Genomic DNA, 16,130 nt, shown 5'->3' with positions numbered 1-16,130 from the left:
ACGGCGCTCCCATCAGCGAACGCGAGGGTCAAGCGGCGACACGCGTCGCAGTCGATCGGAGCAGGCTCTCCGGTAAGGAAGTAAGGGTTCGCGGTCGCCGTGCCAGTTTCGGTGGACTCGCGGTGGAGCGAGCCGAGGGCTACGGTACCGCGTTGCCGTAGCTACTCTTTTTTCGCTTGCGGCAAGCCGCCATCGTCGACGATCTCCGCCGCAAAAAAGCCGCAAGGTGACGCCGTGTCTTTCGCCAGCTGTTCAAGGCGTGCCGGCTCAGAAAAATTGGTATCCACGTACTCGTCGCTCGCCCACCGCTTGCACTGTTCATCGATGCGCGCGGGGCTCTTCCACAGCTTCAGTTGCGCATCAAATTCATTTTTCCTGCGCCGGCCCCGCTTCGTTACGGCTAAACAAGGCCGTGCGGAACTTGGGGTCTTTGCCGCAACTCACCATGCGATTTACCACCTTGGCGCATAAGTTGGATGACTCGGCTGCCACCTGGTAGTCACCCGTATTGATCCACGAGGGCTCGGTGTCGGCGCGGGCGCCACGCCAACGTTTGACCAGCCGCACTTTTTTTCGCGTCGTTGTCCCAACGCAAGAGCATGGCGTTGCGCACGCGTCGGCCTTCCCCATCTGAGCCGTAGCGAAACCGCGCCCTACCGTTGGGCAGCACGCCCAGCTCGGCCCAACTCGCAAGTTCTTCACGCGCAAACGTTTGAATGTCTTGGGTGGCACCGTGGTAAAACGCCCGCAGGACCGCGGTGTTTCGCCCGTCGGCGTCCACACCCGTATTGATAATCGCCAGCTGCACCGTTGAACCATCTTCGAGTTTCCACTCGACAAGATTCGTCGCGCTAACACTTCCACCGAAGTAACTCTCGCCCGTCCGCAAAGGGAATATTGCATTGGTGTTTTCGACGGGAACGGGCTTCGCGTCGGGAGCCATGACGATAGGCGACGGCGGAGCCTGTCAACGCATTTGAGAGACCGAGGTGGCTTAATTTAGTGAATGGTTCTGGCTTGGAATCACCTCTCCTGTCTTTGGTTTGTTGATCCATACGGCGGTCGGCAGTGGTGGCGGACACGGCGTGCCGTTGACGAAACGCTCAGGGTGGGCTCGCTGTGCGGCGGCCAATACGACGGCCCGTTTCGCGGTACGGGCCTGCGCGCGACCGTAGTGGACGTCATCCGGCGTGTGGAGGCCGATGCCGCTGTGGTAGTGCTCCTCGTTGTACCAAGCAAAAAATCGGCGCAGTAGGCGCGTGCGTCTTCTAGGCAGCCAAACCGCGCCGGGAAATCGGGACGGTATTTCAGCGTCTTAAAGCCAGCCTCAGAGTACGGATTATCGTTTGAGACGTGCGGCCGCGAATGGGTCTTTGTGATCCCCAAGTCGGCGAGCAGCTCGGCGACCAGCTTGGAGCGCATCGAGCTGCCACGATCTGCATGGATGGTGAGGTGATCGCGGTCGATGCCTTGACGCACGCAGGTCGCGCCGATCAGCTTCTTTGCCAGCTCGGCGCTCTCGCGCGGCGCCACCATCCAGCCCACCGCGCACCGGCTAAACACGTCGAGAATGACGTATAAGTAGTAGTAGGACCACGTTGCCGGCCCTTTAAGCTTGGTGATGTCCCACGACCACAATTGGTTTGGCCCGGTTGCCAGCAGCTCGGGCGCGGCGTACGCGGGGTGGCGCCGTTGCGCGCGGCGCTCGCGCACCTCGTGGTGCGCCGCGAGCACGCGATACATGGTGCGCTCTGAGCAAATAAAGCGCTCTTCATCGAGCAGCGTCGCATACACCTGCGCGGGCGCTGGATCCGCAAAGCGGTCTTCATGCAAGATCGATAGCAGATCGGCCGCTTCCGCAGCGCTGAGCGCACGGGGTGATCGCCGCGGCCGTCGCGGCCCATGCACCCGCGGACGACGCGCGCGATAGTAGCTGGCCACGCTTACGCCCAGACTGGCACACGTGCGGGCTACGCCGTCGACGCCCGAGGTGTCGGCAACAATCGCCATCAAGGCTTGGGCTCGCTCTCGGGATCCGGCAGCGGTATCCCGAACAGCTCCGAGACTTTTTTTTGGAGCGCGCACAACCGCTCGGCGCGATCGGCCCGCGCCTCCGCCCGTGCGGCGCGCCGCTCAAGGTCAGCGATTTGCTTATCCCGCGCATCTGGTGGCACCGCCACGGGGCCCCGCTTCTTCGGCGCAGCGCCGAACTGGCCAGCCAGGCGCTGCCGACGCCACATACTCAGATGCGACGAGTAAATCCCTTCCCGGCGCAACAGGGCCGTGACCCCACCGCGCTCTTTGCCGCAGGCATCGGCCTCCCGCAGAATTCGCAACTTTTCGTTAACCGAGAACCGGCGCCGCTGTGCTACCGACGACACCTCGGTCGCTTTTTTCATGCCTTGAATCATCTTGCATACCTCGACTGCCCTCAACACTAATCTTTGGGTAAGTCGGCCTCTCAGCTACGTTGGCAGAGAGGGCGGTGGCGGCGCGGATGCGACGGGCGGCTTTTCGTCGGATTTGCATACCGCAAAGAAGCAAAGGGCCGCAAATGGAACAAGTTGGATGCACTGCTGAACGCTCAGATTTCTCATCCGACAGCGCAATGCAATACGAGGTCCAACTCCGGGGGCCAGACTTCATGGGGGAAGCCTGCCTAATTGCCCACAAACCGAGCGTTTTCGCACACCCGGCGTGGTCGCGTAGTGTATCCCCGCCCTCGGGATGGATGACGCATCTGATAGCCTCGAACTTAGCGACCTTTTGGTTCGAATCGATCCGCGCACCTTCGAACGCGGCGCGATCCGCAGGGCAGAGCTAGTAAACGAGTTAGACCGCGTAAAGATGCGGCAAGCGCTGCGAATTGTCCGGGACATTCCTGGCACCGACGAGCTCGACGGTGCCTACATAGATCAGATGTTTTTGCGGTCTCACCGCGAACTTCAGCGCCTTTCGCAAGAGTTTGGCATCGCCGCTCGGGTATCACGCTTGCTGACGGCAATGGTGGCCTCGGCGCAAGAGGCTGGGCACAAATCTATTGAAGTGGTTGAGGTCGGTTGCGGCATTGGGTATCTGACCCGCTGGCTTGCCGCCTATGCCAACCTTCCCGAGGGCGTCTCGTTTATTGGTTACGACTTCAATCGCGTGCTGGTTGAGGAGGCCACCACGTTAGCGCAGCGCGAAAAACTACCCTGCCTGTTTCATACCCAGAACGCGTTTGCACCAGCCGAAGCTAGCGGCGCGCGCATCTACATTTCCTCAAGCGTGCTTCACCATTTCCGCGGCTCAGCGCTGGACGAATTCTTTCGTCGCCAGCAAGGCAGCGTTGGTTTTTTGCACGCCGATATCAAGCGTTCTTGGGCGGCACCAGTTGGCGCATGGCTCTTTCACATAGCACGCATGCGTGAACCCCTCGCGCGCCACGATGGATATTGCTCAGCGCGCCGTGCTCACGCCGTCGCAGTGCTCGCGAATGCCGCAAGACAAACCAGCCTGCATACGGCAATCTTGGATGGCGCTGCGTCGAGGCTTCCAATTTTGCGAGCATGGAATTGGGGGATCGGCATGCGACCAAACCGCTATGAGGGTTTTCAGTCCCGCATTCCCCAAGCCCTCGGGGCGCGGATGAGCGTTATATGACACTCGACGCAGTGGCACTTATGGCCGGGCTGCTTGCCGTCGGAGACGCCGGACTCAGTGGCTTCCGCGCCGTCTGCGGGCGGAGAGGCGAATTGGAATTACGCACCTACTATCTGCGAAGCATTCGGCTGGCCATGGGGCTTTCGGTTTTGGCTTTTTTGCTGCTCTATTTTTTCCTGCGATTTTTCATTTGGCTCGACCTTGTCGATCCGGCCTCAGTCGGTCGGTGCCTTGCTGAAATGTTGAAATGGTATGGGCCGGGTGTGGCGATGTTGATCTTGGCGTTTGGCGTGTACAAGTTTGGCAGCGAGGATTTGCGAACGCTTGCCACGGTTGTGGTGCTTGGCCCGCTGACCCTTTTGCGCCCGTTGCTCATCATGGCTGGGGCTATCAGTGGCGCTTGGGCGAGTCAGTCATGGCTCGTAAGCATGGGCGTGTTGGCAGGTGTCGCCTGGCTGTTAGGGCTTGAACGGATCGTGTCGATGTTTGCGCCGTATCGACACAGTGAGGGCTGACGCTAGCGCAAAGCGCAACCCGTGTCCGAAAGCGGTGAAAGCGGCGGAAGACGAATGCCCCGCGCCTGGAGCGGTCGTACTACCCGCCCCAATCCCACTTGATATTTCCTATTCCAGCGCGAACGCTCGCATCTGCCGCCCACGTCACAAATCATTCAACCAGGGTCCGGATTTTCTATTTTCGATTTTCTCTAATTGGGTTGTTCGTCCCGCACCGCCCACCCGATTGCCGAGCGCACCGAAAGGTTTTGTGCATCCTGGGTTACGCCGACAAATCCCGCGACCAACTCCATTGGATACTTCGCCCCAAGATATTCCCACGTGAATGGCGCCACTGATAAACCGCTAGGCAGATCGGCGGGTCGCAGTCCACTCCAGGCGTCTGTAGCGCCTTTAGCCCATAAGTCGATTTGGTCATTGCGCCGTGTGGCAACCGCGCCCCTACTGCTGGCTCCCCCGCCAACTTCGTTGTCCTTCGTAGGCAAATAGGGGAAAAGCACATTGATCCAGCCGGTGGCGCGCGCACCTCCCGAAAGGTCATGCCATTTGTAGAAAGATTGCCAGTGTGCGGTGGATGGCTGACCTTCCGAAGCGGCGACAAATTCATCCAAGATCGGCATCAGCACATCGATCCACCACGCAAGCCCGTACTCGGAAAGTGTTGCCGCGCGCTGGCGAATCGCGCGCCAATCGGTCGGTGTACCCAGCAGCGTAATACTCGGGATGCCGCAACGAGTTTCCACAACATATTCAAAATAGTGCTTCATGGCCGCCATTAACACGACCTCGGACGCAGCCTTCTCGACGGAGCCTGTGGTCGAAAAATTTGCAACGACCAGATCACGCGTCTTGCCGACATGAGTTGCGATCTGGTCGGAGAATTCTGCAAAGCATCCCGGCCAGTCGTTGCTCGGCGACCCTTTCGAGAATTCGTTGCGTATCACTTTAATGGTCGCTTTCCCGGTGTGCCGAACAAAACGACCTCTCAACTCCTCGGCGTGCAAGTCGACATGTGCGGCAAATCCCTGCGCGATGCAGAGCCAGATTTCATCCGGAGACAGCACGAGGGGATAGTGATTTGCAAACGCGAGGTGAACAGCTCCCATCAAGGGATGAAGGTCGTTTTTTAAAAACGTCATGCTGCTACATCCGCTCGCCTCGAACGGTGTGCCTATCCGCGATTGCAGTGCCTCGTCGGAGGCAATAGATGCTAATGCAACGCGTGGAACTTGGACATCAGAGACTTTGAACGTGCGCACCAATCACGCATACGATACTTCGTGGTGATTTGCATCAACGCTGTTGCCACTGACGCGCAACCAGGGTCACGCACCAAAGGTCACGCACCACCTCTTTTTTTATAGATTTCAGTCGCTTGCGATCCAAAGCGTGTGATTTCTCAGTGCATTGAAGATTCAACCCAAGACCCCCGATGCTCTCACCCGCTTTTCCAAGACGGTCGACAACTACGTCCGATACCGCCCCGGGTACCCAACGGGGGTGGTGGATTTTATGCGAGCCGAGCTTGGGCTCACGCAGCGATCCGTCGTTGCCGACCTTGGCGCCGGCACCGGCAAGCTGACCGAGCTCTTCCTTGAAAACGGCAATCTAACCTACGCCGTCGAACCCAACGCCGACATGCGGGCGGCGCTGGAGCGGCTGTACCAGCATTTTAAAAACGCGCGGAGCATCGATGCTACGGCCAAGGCCTCCAACCTGCCCGACCACGGCGCGGAATTCGGGTGCCCGCCGGGTGTCCGCGACCCGGATCCGGAAACCGGCAGCGATCACCGTTGAAAAGGCACGAGGATCTTCGATAGAGCGCCGATGCGCTGGCCAAATGGGGCCGCGCCCGGCGCCTCCATGACCATCCCAGACACGCGACGCCCGTCATTCGCCGCAAGCAAGCGACGATGGATCTTTGTCGCCATGTCTTCGCTCAATACTCGCGGTGCGCCTGGCACGCCCCCCTACATGGCTGGCCAACATCGCGCCCGATGATAGGTAAGGCTGGGGCGCGGCAGGCGGTGGCCTCGTCCTTAGAGGTCGTCTGCACCAAGCCAACGTCATCGGTTAGATTTTGGGTTTTCCGCACGGGTTTTCGTCATGGCCCTACCCCTTTTACAAACTGCTTGTAGAGTGCGGCCGAGGTTATAAACATGAAAAAAATGTCAATTATCGTTGTTGCCCTCTCCCTTTCCCTGTTTGCCGTCGCGTGTAAAAAAGACGCGAAGGAAACCATGCCTGCGGCAACCCCCGCCGGCGAGGCAGCCGCGGCCGCAGAAACGATGCCGGTCGCCGAGGCAGCACCACAGGCCGCGCCAGCGCCTGAACCTGCGCCAATGAGCCTCCTCGAAACCGCCAAGGCCGCCGGCAACTTCACCACGCTGCTCGCCGCTGTTGAAGCCGCGGGCCTGCAAGACACCCTCAATGGCGCGGGCCCGTTCACGGTCTTCGCCCCAACCGATGAAGCCTTCGCCAAGCTGCCCAAGAAAGACCTTGAAGCGCTGCTCAAGGACAAGACCAAGCTCGCAGGCATCTTGACCTATCACGTCGTTGCCGGCAACCAAATGGCGGCTGACGTCGGCGCGGCCAAGGAGCTCGTCACAGTGCAAGGCGCGAGCGTGGCCGTTGACACCTCCGCGGGCGTTAAGGTTGGTGGCGCGTCAGTAACCGCCACGGACATCGCGGCCTCCAACGGCACCATCCATGTCATCGACACCGTGATGATGCCGCCCAAGGCCACCAAGAAAAAGAAATAAGCTTGCGGCTCAGCTTCGAGCCAAGCGCCGCCTTGGCGAGGTGAAGTTTTGCTACGTCACCAAGATCTATTTCGGCCAGCTCGCGTAGTGGGTATAGGAAATTTGCGCAACTGACCTGCATGCCCCACTGGGCCAGAGCTAAAACCAGATCTAGAAATTGATCGTCGCCGACACCGCTTGGGTGTTGACGCCATCGCTATCCTCGAGCAGCACGTCGGTGAGCGTAAGCACGTGATGATCACCTTGCGCGGCAACGGCAGCGGCACCCGCAAAATCGTCCTCGGAGTCGACATTTATGCCCACGCCAAGCTCTAAATATGAGACGTCGATGGTGTCCGCGTCGGGATGCGAGCTAAAGCTGCGTTTGGTGATCGTGAAGGCTTGGTCGCGGCGGGCGCTGGCCTCATCTTTAAACGTGATCTGGACGAGGCCAGCGTTGTCGTTTTGGCAAAGCACCGAATATTCACCGGTGGCCTCAAAGAGCTGCGTTGTCACCTCGCAGGCATAGGGCATATCCAGCACGTCGAAGGTCCCGGTCAGGTCAGCTGGATCGACTGGGTCGGGATCGGTACTGGCGTCATCGTCGCCACCGCCGCAGGCGCTAAGTACGAAAGTAGAAATCAGGAAAATTTGCAACATCTTGGTCATGTCCAAAAAATTATGCCAGGGCGACGGCAAAATTGGCAAGCGATGGGCGGGCCGGCCTGGCCGAAGCGCAATTTGGCTGTCGATTACCAAGGGTGTTTTGCCCTGTCTATCGGGCGGCCGCCGCTTGGCGACACAACTGCCACAGTGAGCGCGAGCGCTCGGACCACACGCGGCCCCGCGCCGTGCAATCCAGCACATAGCTTGAGACAAGCTTGGCCTAGGTCTTGCTCTATTGCGCTTCCTAAGGAACCACTATGTTAAAGCACACCGTCATCATCGCAACCCTACTTTTAGCAACCGCGGCATCGTGTCAGAAGGACAAGAGCAACGATAAGACCAACGCCACCACCTCGGCGACCGCTTATGAAACGCCCAAGTCCGCCGCCATAAATACCCCCACGGGCGCCGCAACCAACGCACCAACGGACCCTGCCAAAGATGTAGCTGCAGCCGGCGAAAACCCCAGCCAGCAACCAAGCGAAGCCGCCCCACAGACCGAACATGAGGTCCAGGCCGCCAGCCTCGCGGTAAGCCGCGCCCGTGGTGATTTTCTCGCCGTCGCCGACATCCGGCTCAATGAGCTCGATAAGAAATTAGCGGTGATGAAAAAGACAAGTCAGTCAAGAAAGACTGGGCGGAGATCGACCGCTTGCGCGCTAACACCGAAACCCTGCGGGCTGCGATCAAGAGCCAGGCCAAGCTCTACACGCTCGCGGTGCAACAGGAGTTTGAAGCCCTCGTCGCCAATATCGACGAACGCCTGCGGTAATTTCGGGCGAGGCTTAAAAGCTCGCGACAACGCGCTAGTGGCTTCCCAAGCCGTCGCGCCCGTGGCACATCATGGCCATGGCAGCTACCGGCGAGGCGACGTGGGCATGGTCGGCCGAACTCGAGGCCAGCCTCTTGCGCGAGCTGCACGCCAACTATGCGTGGGAAAATCGCGCGCGCTTTGGCGGCAAGCTGGTGGCGCCGGTGCTCGCGCTTGGCGACGCGCACCACCGGCTCGGCCAGTGGGTGTCGGCGACACGCACGCTTGAGTTATCGCGCGCGCTCATGCTGCAGCGCCCGTGGCTTGAAGTGCTCAGCGTGCTGCAGCACGAAATGGCGCACCAATTTGTCGACGAGGTGTTGAAGATTCGCGACGAGACCGCGCATGGCGCGACCTTCGCGCGGGTTTGCGCCGAGCGAGGTATCGACGCCAAGGCGGTGGGCTCACCGGTGCCTGCGCCGCCTGCCGGGTTTGACGGCGCATCAGGCAGCGCACCTCCAAACGAGCAGGGCCGCGCGCAAGCCAACGCCAACCGCATGCTCGGGCGCATCCGCAAGTTGCTTGCGCTCGCCGGCAGCTCCGAGGTGCACGAGGCCGAGGCGGCAATGCGCAAGGCCCACGAGCTAATGCTGCGCTACAATATTGAAGCCGTCGAGGTGCGTAGCCGCGCGGGCTATGTCGTGACCCACCTCGGTGATTCGAGCAAGCGCCGCAATCGCGTCGAGGCCGCGGTGATGGGGCTGCTTGCCGAGCTGTTTTTTGTCAAAGTGATCCAGCTACCGATCTATTTGCCCGCCTTGGGCAAGCACGGCCATGTCTATGAGATCGCGGGCACCGAGCCCAACGTCGCCATGGCCAGCCATGTCTACGCCTTCCTCATGGCGACCGCGGCGCGGCTATGGGACGCCAATCGGGCCGACGCGCGGGTGCGCAGCGGACGCGATCGCCTTGCCTATCAGGCAGGCGTCGTGCGGGGTTTCCACGAAAAGTTGGCGGCCGAACGCAAGGCGCTGGCTGCCGCACCGACGGCCTCACCATCGACTTCGCCACCACAAGCCGGCAACGCCCTGGTGTGGCGCGGCGACCCAGGTCTCGACGCGTTCTATCGCGCGCGCAATCCACGCATCACCTCACGTCGCGCCCGCGTCCGCCACAATACCGCGCATGCCGCCGGTGCCGAGGCTGGGCGCCGCGTGGTGCTACATCAGCCAGTGACCGCTGGTGGCGCAGGCGGCGGCGAGCGCTTGCTCGGCAGCGGACGCTAAGGCACCGCAGACGCAGCGACCCTTACCGCCTTGGTGTAGGCTCGACGACCTCACATGAGCCAACCAGAGGCATTGGTCGCGCGCGCCGCGCCGTCACGCGAGGTCGTGCACGGCGATGGCCTGGCTTGGCTGCGCGATAACCTGCTCGGCCCGCAGCACGCCGTGGTGACCTCGTTGCCCGACGTCAGCGAGCTGGCGCCGATGTCCCTTGCAGACTGGCGCGTGTGGTTCATCGCCACCGCGAGGCTCATCTGTGAGCGCAGCGCCGACGACGGCGTGGCAATATTTTTCCAAACTGATATCAAGCGCGATGGCGCATGGATCGACAAGGGCTACCTAATCATGAAGGCCGCCGAAGCCGCGGGCAGCGCCCTGCTTTGGCATAAGGTCGTTTGCCGTGCCGCGCCGGGTACCGTGACGTTCGGGCGTCCCGCGTATGCGCACCTCATCTGCATCAGCCGCGCGTTACGCCTCCCAACCGGCGCCGCCAGCGCCGACGTATTGCCCGAACTCGGCGCCATGCCGTGGGTGCGCGCGATGGGCCAAGCCGCCTGCGTCGCCAGCGCAACGTTTTTGCGCCGCCACACCGCGGCAACGACTATCGTCGATCCGTTTTGCGGCGTTGGCACCATGCTCGCGGTCGGCAACGCCTTGGGTTTTGACGCCGTTGGCGTGGAGCTGTCGCGACGGCGCGCTGCGGCCTCACGGACGCTGCAAATCGCGCTTTGAGCCGTCGCTAGTCGCCGGCGCCGGCGCCGCTGATCGCCAGGCCAAACAACCACAGCGCACAAGCCACCGCCAAAAACCACACCAGCGACCGCATACGCGGCCAATTGCCAATGAAGCAGGCGCCGTATGCCACCCGCAGCCCGATGAAGCTCCAGGCCAGCACCGGCGCGTGGGCGTGATTCGGCGCGAACATGAGCGCGCTCAGCACCGCGGCGGCAAACAAGGGAAAGGCCTCAAACGCGTTCAAATGCGCCCAGTACGCGCGTTGGCGCCAACCCGTCAGCGTCGCCTGCCAGTCTCTGGTGCGCGCATTGTCGCGCGCGCGAAAGGCGCCGACCTTGGCAATACCCGTAAGCACATATGGCATGACGCCGGCGACCATGATGGCAATGATGAGCGAACGCATGCGCCACCGTAGCCCTCACGAAGGGCCGCGTCAAACGGCGTGCCCCAGGTCTACCCAAGCCCATGCGCCGCGCGCACGCGCAGACACGTGGTATCGCCTGGCATCACGCGCCGGCATGGTGATGGCCTTTGGTGATAAATTGAGCACGTCACCTTGGTGCCGATGGCGCCCCGCAACGCCTCGCAGGTGCCGTCGTGGGTCACGCGCAGATGCGGCACGCGCTGGCGATCGTAGGTCACCAGCTTGCGCACAAGATCATGGCGCTGCAAGATCTTGTCGTCGGGTGCGATCTCCACCCAATACGCCACGCCCTGGGCGCGATTGACGACGTCGTTGCGACAACACGCGCCACACTGCTGGCAGTCGAGGTTCAAAGCTACCCCAGGCTCAAGCTCGCTCGTCACGCCGCCCTTAGTCCTTAATAAATGCGATGTTCGCCTACGATGCCAACCGGGGCGTGCCGGTTTGTTGGGCTACGCGCAAAACGCCGCTAGTGCCCAGCTCATAGCCAACGGTCCACGCCACGGCCGCCGCATCGTCTTCCTTGCCCTCGGCGTACTCCTCATAGCTCGTCCGCAAGCCCAACGAACATGGCCTCGCGCCCGCGGGACAAAACTCGACCTCCATCGCTAGATACGAAGCCGCGCGCGAATTTCCTTTCACCTCGGTATGCAGCACCAAGTGCTCGCCGAGGCGCTCGACACGGCGCAGGCCGCGATGCATGGCGTCACCAAGCGTTTGGCTGATTACGCCGCGCACCGCAAAGACGTCGCCTTGTTGCCAAAGCGCATAGACGAGCTGATTTGACGTGCCCTCGGCGACAAACGTAAGCACCGCGACTTTGCCGGCGAGCGAGGCGGTGTCGACCTTTGGAAAGGTAACCTCGGCGTCCGCGAGTTCGCAGGCGACCTTCGACGATTCAACGTCGTGCGCCAGCGCCGTGAGCGCGACCAACGCCGCACAAACGGCCTTGGCGTCGCCCGAGACCACCGCGCCGTCGGTCGGCAAGGCGCCTTGCCAATACTGCGCCGCGGGATTGTCATCTGCGGCGACGGCCTCACCTAACGCGGCGGCCGCCTCGGGAAAACGCCCCGCCGCCTGCGCCACGCGACCACGGCTGTAATAGAGCGCCGACCTCAGCTTGGGCGAGGGCGCCAGCGCGAGACCCTTGGTAACTGCGTTGTCCGCCATTGCAAAATCGCCCGCGAGATAGGCGAGCCACGCAAGCTCGCTGTATTGCGCCGCGGTGCCGGGATGCGCCTCGAGCGCCGCGGCCATCGCCCTGCTCGTCGCGACATAGTCTTGTGGCTGCGGCTCGCCGCTTCGATCAGGCGGGGGCGGTGTGACGACCTCGCGTTGGGTGGGTGATGTTGCCCCCGCGGGCACGCGCGACGCGTCGCGCTCACAGCCGCCAAGCGCGATCCCAACGACACCGCAAAAATACCCGAGCGCGCGCAACGTCTTCATTTTGGCCTCGCGCTAGTTTTGCCACGGAAAGCGCGTCGGCGGCAACTAATCGTGCAGGCGCGGCGGGTTACGGCTTAACACAGCCACCGGCGTCAGCGGCCGCGGCCGTCCACACCAGCTTGGTGCCCTCCAGCTCGTGCGTTGGCAACGCGGCTTTTAGGTCCACCGCCAAGTCGCCGGCAAGGTGGCCGCTGTCCGTCAGCTCGTCAAAGAGCCGAAACGGAAATGGCCGAATCGACACCGCCATCTCGACGCGTTCGATGTCGCCAGCCAGTCCAGGCACCGGATACGCACGGGTCACCGAATGGTCGAAGCGAGGATCGTTTGGATCTGTGGTCACAATCGGCGGCAAGCGATGATTTACGATCGTGGCGATCGTCCACGTAAAAAAGGCGGGATCGCCGTTGGCATCGAAGTTGTCGTTGCCGATTTTCCACAAATACGGATCGGCGATGTCCTCGGGGTCCTGCGCCTCGCCGACGACCCCGCTTTGAAACAAGAGCTCGTCGCCCGCACCAAACGCGCGCACGGTGACCCATGCGCGCCTGTCGTGCACCGCGCCGCTCGGCCAGGTGTGGCCCGCGCCGGTGTTGTCTAACCGCACGGCGATTTCGCCACCATTTAGCGGCGTGACGCAGATGCGTGGCAGCAGCGTATTGGCGAGCTTGGTCTCGATCGCCTCGCGCTGCACGTCCATGCCCGGCCAGGGGGTCAGCGCGACGTCCACGCCGGCAAACAAGTGATCGCGGCGGCCAAACTCGCGAAGCGGCGCGCTGATGCCCGCGCCTTCGGCAACATAGTCAGTGCGCGGCGTCATGTGGCATTCCGCGCATGAGAGATGCGAGCGCCCGGGTTGGCCAAAGAGGCTGGCCTGCCATTCGATAAACGTGGTTTCGGTTTTGACGCCGGCCGGCGAGACGACGTCGTGGCAAGCGCCGCATAGCTGCGACGACGCGTCGCTGTCGCCGGCGAGCAATTCAGAAAACGTCGAGCCGTGCGCCGAGTTCTCGACGACGTCATACAGGCCGCCCCGCATGGTGGTGTCCATGGCGAGCTTAAGCGGGTTGTTGTGAGTGCCGTTGATCTCGACCGTGTTATGGCAGAAATAGCAGGTCACGCCCTTTGCCCATTGCGGCACGTCGCGAATGTTGCTGCCATCGACCGTCAGCCCCAGCGCAAACGCCATCGGCGCGTGGCACTTCACGCATAGCGAGCCAAGCTCGCCACCCGTGTCGTCCTGCCCCCGCGCGTTGAGCGCGACAAACACCTCGTCGTCTGACGCGTAGGCGTGCATGCTTGACTTCCACTCATCGTAGTGCTTGGGATGGCACGAACGACACGTCTCAGGCGACATCAGCTCTTCAACCGTCAAGGTGGTGGTTTCGTTACAGGCGGCAAGCGTCACCACGGCCACCAAGACCAAGGTGAAGGCCCAGCTCGCTGCCACCAAACCGCGCTGCCGCATGGGCTTAGTGTAGCTCATTTTTTGTGTTTGCACGCGCGGCATCCAGCACGCCAACGGCCGTGGATAATGCGTCAAATCGCCACCCTGGCACCGATGGGGCTAAAAGAAATCGTCGGAGAAAAAGGTCAACACCGCCGCCACCGCGCGCTTGCCACCATGGCCGCCGCAGCAATTGGACGCGTTACCCCAGCTTGAGCCGCCCTTGCGGATGGTGCCATCCGATTCGATCTTGCCGATCGACGAGCCGCCCTTGCGATAGGTGCCATCTGATTCAATTTTGCCAACCGAGCTGCCGCCCTTGCGGATGGTGCCGTCTGACTCGACTTTGCCAATCGAGCTGCCGCCCTTGCGCACAGTGCCATCGGACTCAAACTTGCCGACCGAGCTGCCGCCGATGCGGATGGTGCCGTCATCTTCAAGCTTGGCCCAACTCGATCCACCCTTGCGAATCTCGATGTCTGCCTGCGCAACTGAAACCGTTAAAGCGATCGCCGCGAGCAGCGCCATGATTAGTTTTGCCATGGCCGGCAAGTTACCACGACTCACCTCGCCCGATCGCGAGGTGGCGGCTCGAATCAGTTAGCGCCCTCAACCTGTAACACCAGCGACTCCGTCACCCCACCAGCGGTGAACTCAAGCGCGAGGTCGCTGCCGCCGGTTTCGACAACGAAACAGTTGTCGGCAACGGCAGGCGCTAGCGCGCCGTTGCTGTCGCTGCCGTCAAAATGCAACCCCAGCACGGCGCGACCCGATGCCTGCGCCTTAACACAGACTTCGACCGTTGCGTTTTGCGGCGCTACATATGGCTCGACAAACGCCAACGACTCTACCGCGGCGACGACAGGAATTTGTAGGGTCGTGCTCGGGCCATCGCCGGCCTGCACGACGACCTCGACATCGGCGTTCGTTGCCCCCAGCCAAAGCAAGTCCCACAGCAGCAGCTCGCCGGTACCGCCGAGGTTCTCGGCACCATTGATTTGCACGGTCATGGCGCCGTCGACGAGCCGCGTGCCGTCGTCAGCCCATAATGCGATCACCATGCCGGCATCCTCTGCTTGCAGCATCGCGATCTCTGTGCCGCGCGGCAGATAGTCCCAGTACGAAACGATTTCAATTGCGGTCAGGGGCTTGGCCGCAACGGTCGCGGCATAGCGCGCCTCGGGTTCGCTCTCCCACGCGAACTCGATCACGCGCGGCGCGGCGGCCGCGGTTGCCTGCAGCGCCAGCTCGCGCTCGGCCGTGTGGACATTGTCGATGTCTAGCGCCACAAATGGCGCTAGCGGGCTGCCACTAATTTGCATCGCGCCGCAACTCGACCGCCCGTCGGCATTAAGTCGCAAGGTGCCGCCCACCGCGACGGTAGCGGCATAGCCATCTTCGAGCCGACTCGCCGCGCCATCGTGAGGGCTGATCGCCATGCTTTCTGGCGTGTAACATCGCCTTGGCTCAGGATCATCGACATCGCCAAAGACGAGACAACCAGGCAGCAGCGCCGCGGTGCAGAAGATAAGTGTTCGTTTCATGCGACGCGCTACCCAGCAAGATCGATGCCACCCGAACTATGGGCGTCACATGACAGTGTTGCTTGCCTGTAAACGAAATGTGCCCCTTAACCTGACTTTGATGTCCGAGTCCTCGATCTGGTTCGTTTGGGAACCGTTCAATATTGAACACGCCATGGACACACTTTGACAAATCTTCACCGCCGCGGACGAGCGACGTTGAGGTTTGCGTGGTCCCGCGTGCGCAATGTTGCGCGATGCGCATGGCACCTCGCTTGCACTGGGTGCGCCAATGATATTTCACCAATCACTGCTTCAACGACTGCCGTGGCTCGCGCCGCTTGCGATGTTCTCCGCGCTGGCCGCGCCAACTCTATCGGAGGCTCGTGCCGAACCATCACCTCCCACCGCAGCCGCCCCTCGCCTCCGTTGGGGCGCGCAACTTGGCTTGCGCCTCGACGGCCGAACGTACGGTTTCTCGGCAACCAATCCCTATACCAGCACGCTGTCCTATCCGACGCTGCGGCTCCAACTAGAAACCTCGCTCGGCCGGCGCGGGCACGGCGGCTCGCCCTACTACGCAATCTTCGCCGCCAATGGTGGGCTCGTAAACGGCGATGAAACCACTGGCAGCGTCTTTGCGCTCGGCGCTGGCCTCGGCGCCCGGCATTGCGTTCGCGGCAAGGCGGGGTGTGTTGGCGTGCGCGTCCTCGCGCAGGCCCATCGCGCCACGTATGATTTTAAATTCGATGCTGCGACCGTCGATGCCGTTCTCATCGAGCCTTCCCTGACGTGGGAGCCTGGCACCCGGCGACGCGTGCAAATCGCGCTAACGCCAATCGACATGAAGTTGCCGTGGCGGGTCAAGACCTCAGCCGGGACAACCAATAGCCACGACGCCATCTTTGGCATCGGGCTTAGCGTCGGCGTACAATGGTAGTTACGCGACGCGCGCTCGCG

17 protein-coding genes and 1 pseudogene are annotated in these 16,130 nt (G+C 61.9%); 7 read left to right on the top strand and 11 right to left on the bottom strand.

Annotated features, from left to right (window positions below; all coding sequences use genetic code 11):
- Window positions 1–499: 499 nt before the first annotated feature.
- The 3 genes and pseudogenes from IPL79_15445 to IPL79_15435 form a co-directional block, all read right to left on the bottom strand.
- Window positions 500–943, bottom strand: a complete 444-nt coding sequence (locus IPL79_15445; protein ID MBK9072374.1) for a hypothetical protein — start codon at window positions 941–943, stop codon at window positions 500–502.
- Between the two features lie 51 nt (window positions 944–994).
- A pseudogene (locus IPL79_15440) lies at window positions 995–2,010 on the bottom strand (IS3 family transposase).
- A complete protein-coding gene (locus IPL79_15435) occupies window positions 2,010–2,399 on the bottom strand; it encodes a transposase (protein MBK9072373.1) in 390 nt (129 codons plus the stop codon). Before IPL79_15435 ends, IPL79_15440 begins: the two are co-directional and overlap by 1 nt.
- 328 nt (window positions 2,400–2,727) lie before the next feature.
- Here IPL79_15435 and IPL79_15430 point away from each other — a divergent pair, with 328 nt between their 5' ends.
- Together IPL79_15430 and IPL79_15425 are read left to right on the top strand one after the other, a co-directional pair.
- Window positions 2,728–3,642, top strand: coding sequence for a class I SAM-dependent methyltransferase (locus IPL79_15430; GenBank protein MBK9072372.1), 915 nt, complete (start codon window positions 2,728–2,730; stop codon window positions 3,640–3,642).
- Window positions 3,639–4,157 carry a hypothetical protein gene (locus IPL79_15425; GenBank protein MBK9072371.1) on the top strand — a complete coding sequence of 173 codons (519 nt, stop codon included), beginning with the start codon at window positions 3,639–3,641 and terminating at the stop codon, window positions 4,155–4,157. The genes IPL79_15430 and IPL79_15425 overlap by 4 nt, the downstream gene beginning before the upstream one ends.
- A gap of 191 nt (window positions 4,158–4,348) precedes the next feature.
- Here IPL79_15425 and IPL79_15420 read toward each other — a convergent pair whose 3' ends face one another.
- On the bottom strand, window positions 4,349–5,296 hold the full coding sequence (locus tag IPL79_15420; protein MBK9072370.1) for a DUF4419 domain-containing protein: 948 nt from the start codon (window positions 5,294–5,296) through the stop codon (window positions 4,349–4,351).
- Window positions 5,297–5,564: 268 nt separating this feature from the next.
- Here IPL79_15420 and IPL79_15415 point away from each other — a divergent pair, with 268 nt between their 5' ends.
- Both IPL79_15415 and IPL79_15410 read left to right on the top strand, forming a co-directional pair.
- Window positions 5,565–5,954, top strand: coding sequence for a class I SAM-dependent methyltransferase (locus IPL79_15415; protein ID MBK9072369.1), 390 nt, complete (start codon window positions 5,565–5,567; stop codon window positions 5,952–5,954).
- A 545-nt stretch (window positions 5,955–6,499) separates the two neighbouring features.
- Window positions 6,500–6,919, top strand: coding sequence for a fasciclin domain-containing protein (locus IPL79_15410; GenBank protein MBK9072368.1), 420 nt, complete (start codon window positions 6,500–6,502; stop codon window positions 6,917–6,919).
- Window positions 6,920–7,069: 150 nt separating this feature from the next.
- On the opposite strand, the gene IPL79_15405 is transcribed toward IPL79_15410, so the two are convergent.
- Window positions 7,070–7,567, bottom strand: a complete 498-nt coding sequence (locus IPL79_15405) for a hypothetical protein (protein ID MBK9072367.1) — start codon at window positions 7,565–7,567, stop codon at window positions 7,070–7,072.
- Window positions 7,568–8,413: 846 nt separating this feature from the next.
- Here IPL79_15405 and IPL79_15400 point away from each other — a divergent pair.
- Entirely contained in the window at window positions 8,414–9,601 is a 1,188-nt protein-coding gene (locus IPL79_15400; protein ID MBK9072366.1) for a DUF2786 domain-containing protein, read from the top strand.
- Between the two features lie 54 nt (window positions 9,602–9,655).
- Window positions 9,656–10,330 (top strand): SAM-dependent methyltransferase, encoded by a 675-nt coding sequence (locus tag IPL79_15395; GenBank protein ID MBK9072365.1) that lies wholly within the window; start codon window positions 9,656–9,658, stop codon window positions 10,328–10,330.
- Between the two features lie 7 nt (window positions 10,331–10,337).
- On the opposite strand, the gene IPL79_15390 is transcribed toward IPL79_15395, so the two are convergent.
- The 6 genes from IPL79_15390 to IPL79_15365 form a co-directional block, all read right to left on the bottom strand.
- On the bottom strand, window positions 10,338–10,736 hold the full coding sequence (locus IPL79_15390) for an MAPEG family protein (protein ID MBK9072364.1): 399 nt from the start codon (window positions 10,734–10,736) through the stop codon (window positions 10,338–10,340).
- 50 nt (window positions 10,737–10,786) lie between these two features.
- Window positions 10,787–11,140 (bottom strand): YkgJ family cysteine cluster protein, encoded by a 354-nt coding sequence (locus IPL79_15385; protein ID MBK9072363.1) that lies wholly within the window; start codon window positions 11,138–11,140, stop codon window positions 10,787–10,789.
- A 34-nt stretch (window positions 11,141–11,174) separates the two neighbouring features.
- Complete coding sequence (locus IPL79_15380) at window positions 11,175–12,203, bottom strand: hypothetical protein (protein MBK9072362.1); 1,029 nt, start codon at window positions 12,201–12,203, stop codon at window positions 11,175–11,177.
- A gap of 67 nt (window positions 12,204–12,270) precedes the next feature.
- Window positions 12,271–13,668 carry a hypothetical protein gene (locus IPL79_15375; GenBank protein MBK9072361.1) on the bottom strand — a complete coding sequence of 466 codons (1,398 nt, stop codon included), beginning with the start codon at window positions 13,666–13,668 and terminating at the stop codon, window positions 12,271–12,273.
- Window positions 13,669–13,767: 99 nt separating this feature from the next.
- Window positions 13,768–14,190, bottom strand: coding sequence for a polymer-forming cytoskeletal family protein (locus IPL79_15370; GenBank protein MBK9072360.1), 423 nt, complete (start codon window positions 14,188–14,190; stop codon window positions 13,768–13,770).
- 53 nt (window positions 14,191–14,243) lie between these two features.
- On the bottom strand, window positions 14,244–15,191 hold the full coding sequence (locus tag IPL79_15365) for a hypothetical protein (protein MBK9072359.1): 948 nt from the start codon (window positions 15,189–15,191) through the stop codon (window positions 14,244–14,246).
- A 271-nt stretch (window positions 15,192–15,462) separates the two neighbouring features.
- Here IPL79_15365 and IPL79_15360 point away from each other — a divergent pair, with 271 nt between their 5' ends.
- A complete protein-coding gene (locus tag IPL79_15360; GenBank protein ID MBK9072358.1) occupies window positions 15,463–16,110 on the top strand; it encodes a hypothetical protein in 648 nt (215 codons plus the stop codon).
- Window positions 16,111–16,130: the final 20 nt, after the last annotated feature.

It is taken from the genome of Myxococcales bacterium, from assembly GCA_016716835.1.
In the GTDB taxonomy this organism is placed as follows: domain Bacteria; phylum Myxococcota_A; class Polyangia; order Haliangiales; family Haliangiaceae; genus JADJUW01.
Note: the sequence above shows the minus strand (reverse complement) of the source record. Positions and strands in the feature narration are given on the sequence as shown.